A 16,517-nucleotide genomic window follows, 5' to 3' on the forward strand; every position below is an offset into this window, starting at 1 on the left:
GCCGAATCTCTCGAGAGACGCGGCGACGTGCTGCCGCCACAGCGGTTCGTCATCGAGCACAAGGACGGATAGGCCTTCGAGCGGGGACGCAGGCATTTACTTATCCACTCGTTTCCCCGCCTTTTCCCAGCCGCGCATCCCTGGCTCGAGGTCGTAGAGGACCTTGAATCCCATCGCAGCCATCTGCGTGCAGGCGGTGGCGCTGCGGCGGCCGGCGGCGCAATGCACGAGATACGTCTTTTCCTTGTCGAGCTTGCCGACCTTGGCGTTGAAGTCGGGCGCGTTCACGTCGAGGTTCACCGCGCCCGGGATGCGGCCCGCCTTGAACTCGTCCGCCGTGCGCACGTCGAGCACGACGTGGTTCTTGTCAGCCATGAGCTTCTCGAATTCATCCACGCCGATGCGCTTGACGGTGGCCTTCGCGGGCGCGGTCTTGGGCGCGGGCGTGTCGGCGAGCGCGGCGGGGCCGGGTTTGTCGAGCGCCCAATGGATCGCATTGACGAGCAGTTGCCGGAAGGCCGGCATCGAGAATTCGTCGGGATGACCGAGCGACGTGTAGAACACGCGCGAGTTTCCGAAGCGGTGCAGCCACGCCACCGGCTCGGCGGGCTGGCCTTCGATGGAGCCCATCAGCAGCGGCTCGGAGCGGGGCGGCAGCGGCGCATTCTTGTAGAGCGACCCGGTCGAGGTGAACTCGCGCGGGACGCCCCTGAGCACTGCGTGGCCCGCGGCCTCGGGCACCACGCGGACCACGGGAAGGAATTTCGCACCATGGTGGTTGTGATAATTGCCGCCGAGCACCTCGCGGTCCCACTCTTTCCAGTTCTCGAACGCGTGGCTCGCCGTGCGCAGCCCGATGACCGGCCGGCCGGACGCGGCGTATTTCCGGAAGCGCGCGAGTTGATCCTCGGGCAGCGTCATGCGCCGGATGTAAAGAATCGCGAGGTCGGCCTTGTCGAGCGCGTCGAGCCCGGGAATGTCATTCACGTCCTTGCCCGGTTTGCGTTCGAGGTAGGTGCATGTGAACGGGAAGTTCGCCTCGAGAAACTTGGCGAAAGGCGGCAGCGTCTCGGCGGACTTGTATTCGAACTCGCCGCTGATGAGCACGATGCGGGACTTCGCCGCGGGCGCGGCGGCTTCGGCATGCGGCGGGGCGAGCAGCACGGCGAGCACGGTGGCGCCGAGGCGGAACGGGGTTTTCATGGGAGGTGCAGGGAGGGGTCGCGACGCGGTTTGCGTGCGTGAGAAAGCAATCTTCCGTCCCCGCGGCGGGCTGTCGAGCGTGGAATCAACCCTCCGGCCCGCCGATGATGTCGCGCACCGCGGCGAGGAAGCTCTGCTCCTGAAACCGGCTCTTCGCGAGGCGTAGTCCGCGCCCACGGCGAGCCCGCGGGTCGCATGTGAGCGCGCCGCGCGCGCTTTGCACTTTGACCTGCTCAAGCGGCAACCTTACCTTCGCGCGCGTCGATGCCGCTGCGATTCTTTAACACCCTCACGCGTTGCGTGCAGGACTTCACACCGCTCGATCCCGCGGGCCGTCGCGTGGGACTTTACTGCTGCGGGCCGACGGTTCACGACTTCGCGCACATCGGGAACTTCCGCACGTTTGTCTTCGCCGACCTGCTCCGGCGCTGCCTCGAGTTCCGCGGCTTCGAGGTCACGCACGTGATGAACGTGACCGACGTCGAGGACAAGATCATCAAGCGCGTCGCCGATGCCGGCGTGTCGTTGCGTGAATTCACGTCGCGGTTTGAATCGGCGTTCTTCGAGGACCACCGCGCGCTGCGCTGCCTCGCCCCGCACCACGCGCCGCGCGCGACGGAGCACATCCCCGGTATCATCGCGCTCATCGGACGGCTCCTCACGCGGGGCGTCGCCTACAAGGCCGCCGACGGCTCGGTCTACTTCAGCATCGAGAAGTATCAGGGCTGCGGCTGCCGCTACGGCCAGTTGCTCAACCTCAACTTCGAGGGCATGCGCGTCGGCGAGCGCGTGGCGTCCGACGAATACGAGAAGGAATCCATCGGCGACTTCGCGCTCTGGAAATCGCGCGCGCCCGGGGACGGCGCGGTCTTCTGGCCGAGCCCTTGGGGCGAGGGCCGGCCCGGCTGGCACATCGAGTGTTCCGCGATGAGCATGAAGCTGCTCGGCCCGAGCTTCGACATCCACATGGGCGGCGAAGACCTGGTCTTCCCGCATCACGAGGACGAAATCGCGCAGAGCGAAGGCGCCCTCGATTATCCGGCGGGCGCGCGCTTCGTGAAGTATTGGCTCCACGGCGCGCACCTGCTCGTCGAGGGGAAGAAGATGAGCAAGTCGCTTGGCAACTTCTACACGCTCCGAGACCTGCTGGCCAGGGGCTACACCGGCCGTGAAATCCGGTATCTCCTCCTCACCGCGCACTTCCGCGACCCGTTCAACTTCACGCTCGAAGGACTCGCGGGCGCCCGCGCGGCGCTTGCGCGCCTCGACGAGTGCCTCGGCAAGCTTCGCGAAGCCGCGACGGGGGAAACAGCCGCGCCCGATGCCGCGCTGGTCGGGCGATTCACCGCCGCGCTCGACGACAACTTGAACGTCTCCGCCGCGTGGGGCGCGGTCTTCGAGTGGGTCCGCGACCTCAACCGCCGGCTGGCCGCGAAGGAGCTCGCGCCCGGCGCCGCCGCCGCCGCGCTTGCGGCGTGGGCGCGTCTGGATTCCGTGTTCGGCATAGGTGACGCCTGCGGCGCGGAAATCCCCGCGGACATCCAGGCGCTCGCCGGCGCGCGCCAGTCCGCGCGCGCCGCCAAAGAATGGAAGAAATCCGACGAGCTCCGCGACGAGCTCAAGGCCCGTGGCTGGGTGGTCGAGGACACGGCGAAGGGGCCGAAGTTGAAGCGAGGGTGAAATGCCGGCGGGACTTTTCATCACGTTCGAGGGCACCGAGGGCTGCGGCAAAAGCACGCAGGCCGCGCGCCTCGCGGACCGGCTGCGCGCGCGCGGCCGCACGGTGCGGTTGCTGCGCGAGCCGGGCGGCACGCCCATCGGCGAGGAAATCCGCCACACGCTCAAGCATAGCGCGGAGAACGGAGCGATGACCCCCGAGGCCGAGTTGCTCCTGATGAACGCGAGCCGCGCGCAACTGGTCCGCGAAGTCATCCGCCCCGCGCTCGCCGCGGGCGAAGTCGTCGTGTGTGACCGCTACCACGATTCGACCACGGCCTATCAAGGCCACGGCCGGCAGCTTGATCTGGGGCACGTCCAGTCCGTGCTCGATTTTGCCATTGGCGACACGCGGCCCGAGATCACCTTGTGGCTGCGCGTTCCACTCTCGCTCAGTGAAGCCCGCCGCGCCGCGCGGCTCCAGCGGCAGCCGGGCCTGCGCGACCGGTTTGAGGAAGCCGACCGCGCGTTCTTCGAGCGCGTCGACCTCGGCTACCTGTCCATCGCCGCGGCCGAGCCCGAGCGCGTCCGGGTGATCGACGCGACGAAGCCGGTTGAAGCTGTCGCCGCGGAAATCTGGGTGCACATCGAGCCGCTCGTGGGGCGGTGAGGACGGGTGACTCGCAGGGCGTGGGCGCTAGGGCCTGGACTTGGCCGGGGCTCGAACACGAGGGCTTCGCAGGCACTTCCTGGTGTGTCCTTTCGGTTCACGGCTCACTGCTCTCAGCCTCTCTGCTTCTTGCAAAACCGTGCTTACATCACCCGGTGAATTCCATTGCCGCCCCCGGGCCTTTTTGGTGTCGTCCTCGCGCGCCGCATGATCCTCCACAAGCTGATCGCCCGCCATCTCAAGACCCGCGACGACGCGGAGTTTTACGCGATGCAGGCGCTCGACGCCATACGGTGGATCGAGGCGTGCGGCGTGCAGCCCGGCCCCACCGTGTCCGCGCTGGACCTCGGGTGCGGCCACGGCGTCTTCGGCGCGGAACTTGCCCGGCGCGGCTGCGCGGTCACGTATTCCGACGATCACAACTGGCTCCTGCCCGCGCTCAAGGACGCGCCGTTCCGCGCGTTCAACATCGACCGCGATGACTTCGCCGCGCTCGGGCAGTTCGACCTGGTCGTCTGCTCCAACGTGCTCGAGCATCTGCCGCGGCCGGCGGACTTCATCGCGCGCATGCACACGCTGCTCAAGCCGGGCGGGAAGTTCTACCTGAGCTGGACGCCGTGGCTCTCGCCGTGGGGCGGGCACGAATTCTCGCCGCTGCACTACCTCGGCGCGACCCGCGGGCACCTGCTGCACGACAGGCTCGGCCGCCCCAAGCGCGTCCACACGCCCTTCGAGAACCTCTTCCCGACCTCCGTTGGGGAGACGCTCCAATGGATCCGGGAGCAGCCGCATCTGCGGCTCGATCACGCGGCGCCGCGATACTTCACCGAACTGGCGTTTCTGGTGCGCGTGCCGGTGCTGCGCGAGTTCGCGTCGTGGAACTGCGCGCTGCTGCTCTCCAGAAAAGACTAGCGCCGCGGGACCCCATTCCCCAACATCGCCGCGGCTTTTCGGAGCCGCGCTCCGCCCCCATGAAGGCAAAGATCATCATCACTCCAAAGAAGGCCGTGCTCGACCCGCAGGGCAAAACCGTGCAGACCGCCCTCGGGCACATGGGTTACGCCGGCGTCACCGCCGTCCACGTCGGCAAGTATCTAGAGATCGACCTCGCGCCCGGCACCGACAAGGCGGCGGCCGAACTCGCGCTCAACGAGGCCGCGCACAAGTTTCTCAGCAACCCGGTGATCGAGGACTACCGGTTGGAGATCGAGTGATGCGTTTTGCCGTCCTCCAATTCCCGGCTTCGAACTGCGATCAGGACGCCGTCCACGCCGTGCGCACGCTCGGGCACAGCGCGGACTTCGTCTGGCACAAGGACGCCTCGCTCGGCGCGGTCGACGCCGTGATCGTGCCCGGCGGCTTCAGCTACGGGGACTACCTGCGCTGCGGGGCCATCGCACGATTCAGCCCGGTGATGCAGGCGGTGAAGCAGTTCGCCGACAACGGCGGGCTCGTGCTCGGCGTGTGCAACGGCTTTCAGGTGCTCACCGAGGCGGGCCTGCTGCCCGGCGCGCTCATCCGCAACCGCGACCTGCAATTCCACTGCGAGCACATCTTCCTCAAGACCGCCAACCGCGACACGCCGTTCACGAACCGCATCCCGGCCGACAAACTCCTGCGCGTGCCCATCGCGCACGGCGAGGGCTGCTACTTCGCGGACCAGGACACGCTCGCGAAGCTCCAATCCACCCGGCAGATCCTCTGGCAATACTGCGATGCGAACGGCGAACTCACGGACGCGGCCAATCCGAACGGCGCGCTGCTGAACATCGCGGGCATCTGCAACGGGCGCGGCAACGTGGCGGGCCTCATGCCGCATCCCGAGCGCGTCTGCGAACCGCTGCTCGGCGGCGACGACGGCCGGCTCATCTTCGAGAGCCTCTTCGCCGCGATCGAAGCCCGCGCCCGGCCGGAGGCGGCGTAATCCCGCTGCGCGCAACCGTGCGGCTGAGCGCTGACGCGCCCGCATTCCCGGGGATCACCTCCGTTCCTACCGCCGCGCAAATCGCGCGAGCAACTTCGCGTGGATGTCGCCGAAACCGCCGTTGCTGAAAACGCACACCACGTCGCCGCCCGCGACGCCCGCGCCGAGGTGCTCGACGATCGCGTTCACGTCGGCAAGATACGCCGCATCCTTGCCCAGCGCGCGGAGGTCGCCCATCAACTTCTCCGGGTCGAGCCGCAACTCGGGCGCGAGCAGTTCGAGTCGCGCGACCTGCGCGACCACCACGGCGTCCGCCCCCGCAAATGCCGCGGCGAGCTCCTGCTGGAAAACATTCCGGCGCGTCGTGTTCGAGCGCGGTTCGAAGACGGCCCACAACTTGTGCTGCGGAAATTTGACGCGCAGCGCCTTGAGCGTCTCGCGAATCGCCGTCGGGTGATGGCCGAAGTCGTCCACCACGGTCACGCCGCCCGCGACGCCGCGCACCTCCAGCCGGCGCTTCACGCCCCGGAACGTGCTGAACGCGTCCTGAATCTGCCGGTTCGTCAGCCCGCAGTGCCGCGCCGCGGCGACGACCGCGAGCGCGTTGCGAACGTTGAGCTCGCCGATCAAGTCGAGGTGGAACTTCCCGTTCGGCGTCTCGAATTCGCTCGCCGTCGCGCCGAGGCGCAGGTGGAACGCGTGGAGATGATTGTCCGCGCCGAAGCCAAAGCGCTTCACCGGGCACGGCGCGTTCACGAGCAGCGGCGCGAGGTTCGCGTCGTCGCCGTTGGCGAGCAGGAGCCCGTTGCGCGGCACGAGCCGGATGAAATGGCTGAACGCGCGCTGGATGGCCGCGACGTTGTCGAAGATGTCCGCGTGATCGAACTCGAGGTTGTTGAGGATGCCGACCTCGGGCAGGTAGTGGACGAACTTGCTGCGCTTGTCGAAAAACGCGGTGTCATACTCGTCGCCCTCGAGGACGAACCACTCGCTGCCGGTGAAGCGCGCGCCCTGTCCGAGATTGTTGGGGATGCCGCCGATGAGGAAGCTCGGGTTCAACCCGTTGTGCTCGAGCACCCACGTGAGCAGCGAGGTCGTCGTCGTCTTTCCGTGCGTGCCGCAGACGACGAGCGAACGGCGGCCGCGGATGAAGTAGTCCTTGAGCAACTCGGGCAGCGAGGCGTAACGGAGACGCTTCGACAGCACGGCCTCGACCTCGGGGTTGCCGCGAGACAGCGCGTTGCCAATCACGACGAGGTCGGGCTTGTGCGCGAGGTTGGCCTCCGCGTAGCCGTTCATCGCCTCGATGTGCCGCTCCGCGAGGAAGGTGCTCATGGGCGGATACACGTTCTGGTCCGAGCCGGTGACGTGCACGCCCTGCTCCTTCATCGCCGCGGCGACCGCGGCCATCGCGGTGCCGCCGATGCCGGAGAAGTGAACGCTGCGAATGGTGCCAAACATGCGGGCGAAGTGTAGCAGCCGGCTCCGGGAGGCTCTATCCGAAATGCGCCCGCGCCAAAGTCATCGGCGCGAACCGCCTCAGCCCTTCAGCTTGCGCTCCAGGATCGCCCCGGCGGCGCCGGGGTTGGCCTTGCCTTTGGAGAGCTTCATCACCTGGCCCTTGAGGAAATTCAGCGCGGCAGCCTTGCCGGACTTGAAGTCCGCCGCGGGGCCCGGATTTGCGGCGATGACTTCGTCGCAGAACTGTTCGAGCGCGCCCGTGTCGCTGACCTGCGCGAGTCCCTTGCGCTGCACGATGGCTGCGGGCGGTTCGCCGGTGTCAAACATCTCGGCGAACACCTGCTGCGCGATGCTTGAACTGATCGTGCGGCTTTCGACAAGCGCAGCCAGCTCGGGCAGGCACTCGGGCGCGAACCTGAGCCCGCCGAGTTCCGCGCCGGTCTCGGCGAGTTTCGCCCGGAGGTTGTTGATGACCCAGTTCGCGACAGCTTTCGGGTTCTTCGACTTCGGCGCGATCGTCTCGAAGTAGTTCCCGAGCGGCCGGTCCCACACGAATGTCTGCGCGTCGGTCGCGGGCAGCTGGTAGTCGCGCATGAGGCGCCGCTTGCGCGCAAGCGGCAACTCGACGGCGCGCGCGCGGACTTCCGCGAGCCACGCATCCGTCGGCGCGAGCGGCATCAGGTCGGGCTCGGGGAAGTAGCGATAATCGTGCGCCTCCTCCTTGGTGCGCATCACCCCGGTGACGCCCGTGTCGTCGTCCCAACGGCGCGTTTCCTGCCGGAGCGCACCCCCGCGGGTGACGACGCCGATCTGCCGCGGGATTTCGTATTGCAACGCGCGGCGCACGGCGGAAAAGCTGTTCATGTTCTTGATCTCGACCTTCGCGCCGAGCGCGTCCGAGCCGCGCGGGCGCACGCTCACGTTCACGTCGCACCGCACCATGCCTTTCTCCATGTCGCAGTCGCTGACGCCGCCGTAAACGAGGATGTCCTTGAGCGCGTTGAGATAGTCGTAAGCCATGTCCGCGCTGCGCAGGTCGGGCTCGGAAACGATTTCGAGCAGCGGCACGCCTGCGCGGTTGAAGTCCACGCCGCTGAAGCGCTCGAAATGGAAGCTTTTGCCCACGTCCTCCTCGAGATGCGCGCGCGTGATGCGCACCGTGGCGATGCCGCCGCCCAACTCGAACTCGACGCGGCCGTTCGCCGTCGAGGGGCGGTCGTATTGCGTGAGCTGGTAGTTTTTCGGCATGTCCGGATAGAAGTAACTCTTCCGGTCAAATGTCGCGAAGCGCGGAATCTCACACTGGAGCAGCAACCCCGTGAGCGCGGTGAGCCGCAGCGCCTCCTCGTTGGGAACGGGCAGCGCGCCGGGCAGCCCGAGGCAGACGGGGCAGACATTTGTGTTCGGCGGCGCGCCAAATGCATTTGCGCAGCCGCACCACATCTTCGACTTCGTCCGGAGCTGGACGTGTGTCTCGAGTCCGATGACCGCTTCGTAGTCCATCACGCGCCGCGAGGGTAACCACGGAAGGACACGGAAGGACACGGATTTTTGGCGTGCCCGCGGCGACATTGCCGGCCGTTCAGGGCCGGCGGTCAGCTTGCCAACCCCAACCGGGCGGCGCAGCCTTGCGCCCGTGCGCTGCCCCGCCGGCGATCGCACGCTCCCGGAACTTCGCGCCGGGCCCATTCTCGTGGACGCCTGCCGTGGGGGCTGCGGCGGCGTGTGGTTCGACAACTTCGAACTGCAGAAGGTCGACGAGCAGCACGAGTCCGCGGCTACTTCAGCTTTCCCTGCATCAGCAAAATCCACCGCAGCGCCGTGTTCATCAGATCCTCGCCGGCGCCGACGGCGACCGGCGCGACTTGCGAATCCGCGCCGTAGCCGCCTTCGGCAGCGCCCTCGATCGTTGGGAAATACTGGTGGTAGCCGTTGCAGTAACCGAAGAAGAACAGCCCTCCGACGCGCGCCCGCTCACGCAGCCTGTTCGCGTGCTGGCAGAAGAACTCGCCCGACGCGCCGACGAACGCGATGTCGCCGTTGAGCAGGGCGACCGTGAGCCGCGGCCGCACCCCGTCGGCGTATTCGTCCACGAAGTTCGCGACCAGCTCGGGGAAGAACGCGACAGAATATATGAGGCGCGTCGCGGGGTTGTTGAGGTTGATGCGCGAGTCGAAGCGGAACCGCTCCTCGCGCGCGGCGAGCGCGGGCCGCTCCGGCGCGGCGGGCTTGAGCGACGACGCGAGCTTCACCACCTCGCGCGCGAGCGCCTGCCCGTAGCCGGTGTGGTCCGCGTTCGTGCCCTTGTTGATGCTCAAGTCGCCGGACGCGCCCTGCATGAACACCGCCGTGCCGCCGAGCTGCTTCTCGATTTCCGACTTCATCGCGCCGGGCCAGTCGGCGGAGAACTTCAGCGTCTGCGCGGGAAGCGTCGTCGGGTGGCCGGTAAAGTTCACCACGATGGCGAGCGGCTTGTCCGTCGCGGCGTCGTCGAGCCGCAGCACGCCGAGGGTGCGGTCCACGGGCTTGGGCTCGAGCTTGGAGTGGCGGTTGCGGTTGAAGCCGTCGAGCTGCGCCGCGCCCGACGCGAGCTTCGCGGGCACGAGCCGCTGGTCCGCCTCGACGATGGCGGCGGTGATGGCGTCCTCGAGCTGCTTGTAGTAACGCAGCGCGTTGTCGAACTTCCCGCGGCCCTTGCCGTCGGCGTCCGTGAGTTCCAGCACCGGCCCGTGATGCGTGTGCGAGCCGGAGATGAAGGAGTGCTCGATGCCGCACTTCGCCTTGATCCGCTCGCGGATGACGGCGAGCGACTGCTCCGACGGCGAGCGACCGAGGTCGAGGCCGACGATGGCGAGCTTCGCGCCGCCCGCCTGGATCACGACGGCCGCGGCGTGCAACGGGTCGAGTGTGCCGTTTGATGGCGCGTCGCGCCGCGCGCCGTAACCCCACATCGGCACCGGGTCTCTCGGCGTCACGTCGTGCCGCGCCGCGCCCGCCTTGAACGTGGCGCCCGCCGCCGGGCACTTCGCGTTCGCGAAGGCGATGCACATGAAACCGACCAAGCCGATCTGCACGCCACGGGAGTTCACGCCGCATTTAGTTCCGGCACTGGCGACGGAACAAGCGAAAACCGAGGCGACGCGCAGTTGCACGGCGGAAGTTGGCCGCTATCCTCCACGGCCATGAAATCCCTTCGCCCGTTCCTTGTCGTCGCGTTGCTTCTCACGGTTTTCACCGGTCGTGGCGCACCCGCCGGGGCCACACTGGCGGCACGCATCGCCGAGGTCATCCATGCGCCCGAATACAAGCACGCGCACTGGGGCATCCTCGCCGTGGACATGGAGTCGGGCGCGGTGCGCTTCGAGCATCAGGCGGACAAGCTGTTCGCGCCGGCTTCGGTCACGAAGCTCTATTCCGTCGCCGCCGCGCTTGATGAACTCGGCGCGCAGCACCGGTTTGAGACGCCCGTCTTCCGCCGCGGCGAGTTGGGCAGGGACCGCGTGTTGCGCGGCGACCTCGTGCTCGTCGCGCGGGGCGACCTCACGCTCGGCGGCCGCACGGACGCCGAGGGCAGGATCGCCTTCAAGGACAACGACCACACTTACGCGAACGGCGGCACATCCGGCGAACTCACCGCGCCCGATCCGCTCGCAGGCTTGGACGACCTCGCGCGGCAGGTCGCGGCGTCCGGCATCCGCCACGTGCGCGGCGAGGTGCTCGTGGACGACCGCCTCTTCGACAAGGCCGAGAGCACCGGCAGCGGGCCGACACGCCTCTCGCCCGTGCTCGTGAACGACAATCTTGTGGACGTGCTCATCACGCCCGCGAAGCCCGGCGCGCCCGCGAAAGTCACGACGCGCCCGATGAGCGAGGCGTTCGTCGTGGACGCGCAAGTCGAGACGGTGCCGACAAACGCGCCGCTGCGCATCACGCTCACCGCGCCCGCGCCGGGCCGGCTCGTGGTGCGCGGCCAGATTCCCGAGGGGCCCAAGCCGCTGCTGCGCGTGCGCGAGGTGGACGACGCCCCGGCGTGGGCGCGCGCGCTGTTCATCGAGGCGCTGCGCCGCGCCGGCGTGACCGTGGACGCCTCGCCGCACGGTCCAAACCGCCCGGAGTTGCTGCCGGCACGCGGCAGTTACAAGCCGGAGGAACAAGTGGCGAAGCTCGTGTCGCCGCCGTTCGCCGAGAACGTGAGGCTCATCCTGAAAGTCAGCCACAACCTGCACGCGAGCACGCTGCCGTTGCTGGTCGCGGCGAAGCACGACCGCCGCACGCTCGCGCAGGGGCTGCGGTTGCAGCACGACTTCCTCGCGCGCGCGGGCGTGGACGTGGAGACGATTTCATTCGGCGGCGGCGCGGGCGGGGCGCGGAGCGATTGCGTGACGCCGCGGGCGACGGTGCAGTTGTTGCGCGCGATGGCGAACCGGCCGGACTTCGCGGTTTACGAGTCGGCGCTGCCCGTGCTCGGCGTGGATGGCACGCTGGCGACGCACGCCGATCCTTCAAGCCCTGCGCGCGGCAAGGTGAGGGCGAAGACGGGCACGTTCAGTTGGGACAACACGATGAACGCGCGGCTGCTGCTCAACAGCAAGGCGCTCGCGGGCTACATCCAAACATCGCATGGCGGTCGCGTGGCCTTTGCTGTTTTCGTGAACAACGCGCATCTCGCGCGCCTGGCGGACACGCAGCGCGTCGGGAAGACGCTGGGGAAGATCGCGGAGTTGTTGCACGAGGAGCTGTAGCGGCGAATGCAGGAAAGCGCAGGCGGACCGACAGTGGGGGTGTGGAGGGGCGCGAACGTGGGAAGGGCTCTGAATCAGCTCACGTTCCCGCTCACTCACATTCAACCTGCGCCCCCCAATGCTGCCAGGAGAGGACGTGCCCCGAACGAATCAGCCGTGCTTACGGGTCCTTGATGGTCGAGAGGAACTGCCGCAGCGCGGGCGAGAGAATCTTGTTCTTCTTGAAGATGGCGCCGAGCGGACGGTAGAGCTCGCCGTCCTCGATCATGACTTGCGCGAGGGTTTGCTTGGAAACCTCCTGGCCGACGGTGCCGAGCGGGACGATGGAGATGCCCGCGTCGATTTCGACGGCGCGCTTCACGGTCTCGATGTTGTCGAACTCCATGACGGTTTGGATGGAGACGCCGCGGTCGCGCAGGATCTTGTCGACGGCTTTCCGGGTGGGGATGTCGGGCTCGAAGCTGATGAATTTCTGCCCGGCGATGGCTTCGAGCTTCACGCCCTTGCTCTTGGCGAAGGGATGCAGCGGGTTGCAGATGAGCACGAGGCGGTCGCGTCGCAGCGGGACGACTTCGAGGCGCGGATCCTTGCCCGGATAGGCGACGAGGCCGACATCCACGACGTTGCTGAGGACGTCGTCGAGGACCTGATTGGAGCGGCGATACTCGACGTGGACCTTCACGGTCGGGTGGGCCTTCATGAATTTCTTGATGAAGGGGGGCAGGTCGTGGAGGCCGATGCTGTAGATGGTCGCGATGCGGATGGTGCCCGAGATGATGTCGCGCAGTTCCTGGATGCGGCTGTGCAGCGCGTCGTAGGTGCCGATGATCTGCTTGCTATACTCATAGAGCAGCTCGCCCTCGCGGGTGAGGCGGAAGTTCTTCTTGCTCCGCTCGATGAGCAGCGCCTTGAAGGACCGCTCCAGGGCGCTGATCTGCTGGCTCACGGCGGATTGCGTCACGCTGTTGATTTGCGCCGCCTTGGTGAAGCTCTCCGTCTCGGCGAGGTCGCAGAAGACTTTGAGGCTCTCGATTTGCATGGCTGGAGGGAACAGGAAAAGCGCGGAGGCGTCAACCGCCCGCACTCAGGCCGCGAGCGCCTGCTTGACGATCTTGAGCAGGTCCTGGCTCGTGAAGGGTTTCTGGAGGTAAATGGAATCGGCCTCGACTTCGGAGGGGCGGAAGTTTCCGCTCGAACGCACGATGCGCACGTCGGGCCGCATGGCGCGGAGGCGGTCCACCAGTTCGCGGCCGCTCATGTTGGGCATGACGAGGTCGGTGATGACGAGGTCGATCTGCGGTCCCACCTTGGCGAAGATCTCGATCGCCTTGGTCCCGCTGTCGGCCGTGTGCACGGTGTAGCCGTAGCTCGAGAGGACCATCTGCCCCATGGTGAGCAGCAAGTCCTCGTCGTCCACCATCAGGATCGTCTGCGTGCCGTAGAAGTCCTCTTCGTTGAATGTCGCGTCGAAAACAACAGCCTTTCTCGCCGGCAAATACAATCGAACCGAGGTTCCGTGGCCGGCCTCACTCGAGATGGCCAGATGCCCGCCGTGATTGGTCACCACGCCGTAAGCCCACGCCAGCCCCAAGCCCCGGTGGCCCGGCTTGGTCGTAAAAAACGGCTCGATGACATGCGGCAGCGCGTCGGCCGGGATTCCCGGACCTGTGTCGGATACCTCTACGCTCACGTAACTGCCGGGGGGAAGCGTGATGTTCGCGTCCTGCACCGGGGCGGCGAGGTCGCGGTTCAATGAAACGACCCTCACGCGCCCGTGCTGGCCGCCGAGCGCCTCGACGCAGTTCTCGAGGATCTTCGTGAAGGCGTTTTGCAGTTTCGTGTCGTCGTAGCGTGCGGTGTAGAGGTGGTTCTCGAGGTGCACCTCCCACTCGATGCGGCAGTTGGCCGGCGTGCGAAATGCGCCCGTCGCACGCCGGATGGCGTCGTTCAGGTTGCCCTCGTGCTGCGGGGACGCGTCCTTCTCCTGACGGCTGAAGTTCGACAAGTCGTGCGAAATGGCGGCTGCCCGCGCTGCGGCCTTCTCGACCTCCAGCAGCGAGGCACGCCACGGACTGCCCGCCTCCAGCCGGCCCAGCACGTGCGACGTGTGGCCGAGGATGCTCGTGAGCGCGTTGTTGAAATCCATCGCGACCGTCCGCGTGAGCTGCATCGCGATCGCGAACTTCTGCTTCAGGCTCGCATCGGCCGCCTCGGTCTTGGTTGCCGGTGCGGGCGCCGCCGGCGCCTCCACGGCGGGGAGAAGTTGCAGGACGACCGTCGCCCGCGCATCGCGGCCGAGGGGCGCCACGCATACGGTGAACTGCGAGTAGAGCCCGTCCTTGGTCCGGAACTTGAGCTGGATGAGCCGCGCCGACACGTCGTCGATGTGCGCGAGGAAAACCTCCGCGCGGATGGAGTTCTGCGGAAACCAGACGCTTTGCAGCACCGAGTCATTCTGCCGGAGCGAGTCGCCGAACGCCGCGGCCGCCGCGCTGTTGAACTGGCGCACCACCCCGACCGGGTCCACGAGCAGGACCGGCCACGGGGCGAATTCGAAAGGGGCGAGCGCGTCGGGTTTCACGGACGAAACGGGGCGAGCTTATTCGCGGCAGGGCGAACCTCAACAGAAAACCCCGCGCAAGTCCTGCTGCCGGCCGGCCGGAAGCGGCCACTAGCCGCTTTGCTCGCGCGCGCGGGTTCCACTACGCTGGGCCCATGCCCGAGGCGAAGCCGCCCCCGCTCGATGCGCCGCTCGCGCGCCTTCCCGGCGTCGGCCCCGGACGCTCGGCGCAACTCGCGCGTCTCGGCCTTCACACGCTTCGCGACCTGCTGTTGCTCGCGCCGCGCCGGCACGAGGACCGCCGGCAGGGGCTCCCCATATCCAAGCTCGCCGCGGGCGAAGCCGCCGCCGTCTCCGGCAAGGTCGTCGCGATGGGCGTGAAGTCCTTTCGCAAAGGGACCAAGTCCATCTTCGAGCTCATTCTTGATGACGGCACCGCGCGTCTTCATTGCCGCTGGTGGAACTTGCCGTTCATGGAGAGCTACTTCAAGGTTGGCGACCAAGTTGTCGCGCATGGAAGGCCCGTCTCCCTCAAGCCGCGCACGATGGACCATCCCGAGACCGAGGTGATCGAAGCCGGCGAGGAAGCCTCAATCCACGTCCACCGCATCGTCCCCGTCTATCCGCTAACCGAGGGGCTCGCGCAACGCGTCCTGCGCGGCCTCATGTGGCGCGCGCTCGCGTCGTGCGGCGGGCAGTTCGCCGACCCGTGGGCGGGCATCACCGGGACGGTCGTGACCACGCCGTTGACGCCCCGCACGCGCGGCGGCGTGCAGCACGAAATGCCGCTGCCCGCGAGCGCGGACGCGCTGCTCATGTGGCCCTCGCGCGCTGAGGCCGTGCGCTGTCTCCACTTTCCGGATGAGATGTTCCAGGCCGAACTCGCGCGGCAGCGGCTGGCGCTTGACGAGCTTGTCGCGCTCCAGCTCGAACTGCGCCGTCGCCGCGGGCGGTTGTTGGCGAATGCGCGCGGACTTCCGTGCGCCGGCGACAACACGCTCATCAAGCCGTTCCTCGCGCGCCTCGGCTTCACGCTCACCGGCGCGCAGACGGCGGTGCTTCGGGACATCCGGCGCGACCTCGGCAGCGGGAAGCCGATGCGCCGCCTCCTGCAGGGCGACGTCGGCGCGGGCAAGACCGCCGTGGCCGCGTGCGCGGCGCTGATGGCCATCGAGGGCGGCTTCAACGTCGCGCTCATGGCGCCGACGGAAATCCTCGCGGACCAGCACTGGCGCAACTTCACCGCGTGGCTTGAGCCGCTCGGCGTGCGCGTGGCGCTGCTCACCGGAAGCCGGAAAACGGAGCGCGAGGCATGGTCTGCGGACCGTGACGGGCAGGAAGCCGCGCCGCCCGCGGATCGTCACGCCCCACGCCCCACGCGCCACGGCTCGCTCTTCATCGGCACCCATGCGCTGCTCGAACCGGGGTTCGCGCCTCCGAATCTCGGCCTCGTGGTGATCGACGAGCAGCACAAGTTCGGTGTCACGCAGCGCGAGGCGCTCGTTCGCAAGGGCCGCTTTCCGCACCTCCTCGTGATGACCGCCACGCCGATTCCGCGCACGCTCGGGCTGACGCTTTACGGCGACCTCGATTCGTCGGTCATCCGCGAGCTTCCGCCGGGGCGCGGGCGCATCCGGACCTTTTTGCGCGGGGCGGAGACGCTCGCGAAAGTGTGGGGGTTTGTGCGAGGGAAACTGGCCGAGGGGCGGCAGGTTTACGTGGTTTATCCGCGTGTCGAGGATGAGGACCTGCGGACCGGCACGAAGGCGGTGAAGGCCGGTTTCGATTCGCTCCAGCGCGAGTGTGCGCCGCACCGCGTCGCGCTGTTGCACGGCCGGCTCCCGTCTGACGTGAAGGAGCGAGTGATGGCGGACTTCCGCGCCAACCGCGTGCAGGCGCTCCTGACGACGAGCGTCATCGAGGTCGGCGTGGACGTGCCGAACGCGACCGTGATGGTGATCGAAAACGCGGAGCAGTTCGGCCTCGCGCAACTCCACCAGCTCCGCGGCCGCATCGGGCGCGGCGCGCACGAGTCCTTCTGCATCCTCGTGGCGGACCTTCAAGCCGAGGGCGCGAAGCAGCGGCTCAAGGTCCTCGCGGACACGACCGACGGCTTCCGCATCGCCGAGGCCGACCTCGAATGGCGCGGCCCGGGGGAACTGCTCGGGCAGGCGCAAAGCGGGATGCCCTCGTTTCAGTTCGCCGACCTCCGGCGCGATTTGAAACTCGTCGAGTTCGCGCGCGACCTCGCGGCGCGGTTGCCGGTGAATCCTTGATCCGCGCCGTCCGGGGCGCGGCGAC

General features: G+C 67.6%; 14 protein-coding genes. 8 read left to right on the top strand and 6 right to left on the bottom strand.

The genetic code is table 11. From position 1 onward, the window contains the following. Positions 1-96: 96 nt before the first annotated feature. Entirely contained in the window at positions 97-1,203 is a 1,107-nt protein-coding gene (locus FJ386_07735; GenBank protein ID MBM3876593.1) for a hypothetical protein, read from the bottom strand. A gap of 264 nt (positions 1,204-1,467) precedes the next feature. Here FJ386_07735 and FJ386_07740 point away from each other — a divergent pair, with 264 nt between their 5' ends. The 5 genes from FJ386_07740 (at position 1,468) to purQ (ending at position 5,453) form a co-directional block, all read left to right on the top strand. Further along, positions 1,468-2,883, top strand: a complete 1,416-nt coding sequence (locus FJ386_07740) for a cysteine--tRNA ligase (protein MBM3876594.1) — start codon at positions 1,468-1,470, stop codon at positions 2,881-2,883. Between the two features lies 1 nt (position 2,884). Beyond that, positions 2,885-3,529 (top strand): dTMP kinase, encoded by a 645-nt coding sequence (gene tmk, locus FJ386_07745; protein ID MBM3876595.1) that lies wholly within the window; start codon positions 2,885-2,887, stop codon positions 3,527-3,529. 207 nt (positions 3,530-3,736) lie between these two features. Beyond that, on the top strand, positions 3,737-4,441 hold the full coding sequence (locus tag FJ386_07750) for a class I SAM-dependent methyltransferase (GenBank protein ID MBM3876596.1): 705 nt from the start codon (positions 3,737-3,739) through the stop codon (positions 4,439-4,441). 59 nt (positions 4,442-4,500) lie between these two features. After that, positions 4,501-4,743 (top strand): phosphoribosylformylglycinamidine synthase subunit PurS, encoded by a 243-nt coding sequence (gene purS / locus FJ386_07755; protein ID MBM3876597.1) that lies wholly within the window; start codon positions 4,501-4,503, stop codon positions 4,741-4,743. Then, positions 4,743-5,453, top strand: coding sequence for a phosphoribosylformylglycinamidine synthase subunit PurQ (gene purQ / locus FJ386_07760; GenBank protein ID MBM3876598.1), 711 nt, complete (start codon positions 4,743-4,745; stop codon positions 5,451-5,453). The genes purS and purQ overlap by 1 nt, the downstream gene beginning before the upstream one ends. A gap of 66 nt (positions 5,454-5,519) precedes the next feature. Here the strand turns inward: purQ and mpl are convergent, their stop codons facing one another. Together mpl and gatB are read right to left on the bottom strand one after the other, a co-directional pair. Next, on the bottom strand, positions 5,520-6,914 hold the full coding sequence (gene mpl / locus FJ386_07765; GenBank protein ID MBM3876599.1) for a UDP-N-acetylmuramate:L-alanyl-gamma-D-glutamyl-meso-diaminopimelate ligase: 1,395 nt from the start codon (positions 6,912-6,914) through the stop codon (positions 5,520-5,522). A gap of 78 nt (positions 6,915-6,992) precedes the next feature. Next, a complete protein-coding gene (gene gatB / locus FJ386_07770) occupies positions 6,993-8,417 on the bottom strand; it encodes an Asp-tRNA(Asn)/Glu-tRNA(Gln) amidotransferase subunit GatB (GenBank protein ID MBM3876600.1) in 1,425 nt (474 codons plus the stop codon). On the opposite strand from gatB, the gene FJ386_07775 reads away from it, so the two are divergent. Then, entirely contained in the window at positions 8,416-8,958 is a 543-nt protein-coding gene (locus FJ386_07775) for a hypothetical protein (protein ID MBM3876601.1), read from the top strand. The genes gatB and FJ386_07775 overlap by 2 nt on opposite strands. On the opposite strand, the gene FJ386_07780 is transcribed toward FJ386_07775, so the two are convergent. Next, positions 8,693-10,003, bottom strand: coding sequence for a hypothetical protein (locus FJ386_07780; protein MBM3876602.1), 1,311 nt, complete (start codon positions 10,001-10,003; stop codon positions 8,693-8,695). The genes FJ386_07775 and FJ386_07780 overlap by 266 nt on opposite strands. 93 nt (positions 10,004-10,096) lie before the next feature. On the opposite strand from FJ386_07780, the gene dacB reads away from it, so the two are divergent. Continuing rightward, positions 10,097-11,656 carry a D-alanyl-D-alanine carboxypeptidase/D-alanyl-D-alanine-endopeptidase gene (gene dacB, locus FJ386_07785; protein ID MBM3876603.1) on the top strand — a complete coding sequence of 520 codons (1,560 nt, stop codon included), beginning with the start codon at positions 10,097-10,099 and terminating at the stop codon, positions 11,654-11,656. A 160-nt stretch (positions 11,657-11,816) separates the two neighbouring features. On the opposite strand, the gene FJ386_07790 is transcribed toward dacB, so the two are convergent. Further along, the gene (locus FJ386_07790) at positions 11,817-12,695 is read right to left on the bottom strand and encodes a LysR family transcriptional regulator (GenBank protein ID MBM3876604.1); all 879 of its coding nucleotides are present in this window, start codon (positions 12,693-12,695) and stop codon (positions 11,817-11,819) included. A 45-nt stretch (positions 12,696-12,740) separates the two neighbouring features. Further along, positions 12,741-14,237, bottom strand: a complete 1,497-nt coding sequence (locus FJ386_07795) for a response regulator (GenBank protein ID MBM3876605.1) — start codon at positions 14,235-14,237, stop codon at positions 12,741-12,743. Between the two features lie 134 nt (positions 14,238-14,371). Between FJ386_07795 and recG the strand changes: the two genes are divergently transcribed. Beyond that, positions 14,372-16,492 carry an ATP-dependent DNA helicase RecG gene (gene recG, locus FJ386_07800; GenBank protein MBM3876606.1) on the top strand — a complete coding sequence of 707 codons (2,121 nt, stop codon included), beginning with the start codon at positions 14,372-14,374 and terminating at the stop codon, positions 16,490-16,492. The last annotated feature ends 25 nt before the right edge of the window (positions 16,493-16,517 follow it).

The sequence above is a fragment of the Verrucomicrobiota bacterium genome, from assembly GCA_016871675.1.
In the GTDB taxonomy this organism is placed as follows: domain Bacteria; phylum Verrucomicrobiota; class Verrucomicrobiia; order Limisphaerales; family VHCN01; genus VHCN01.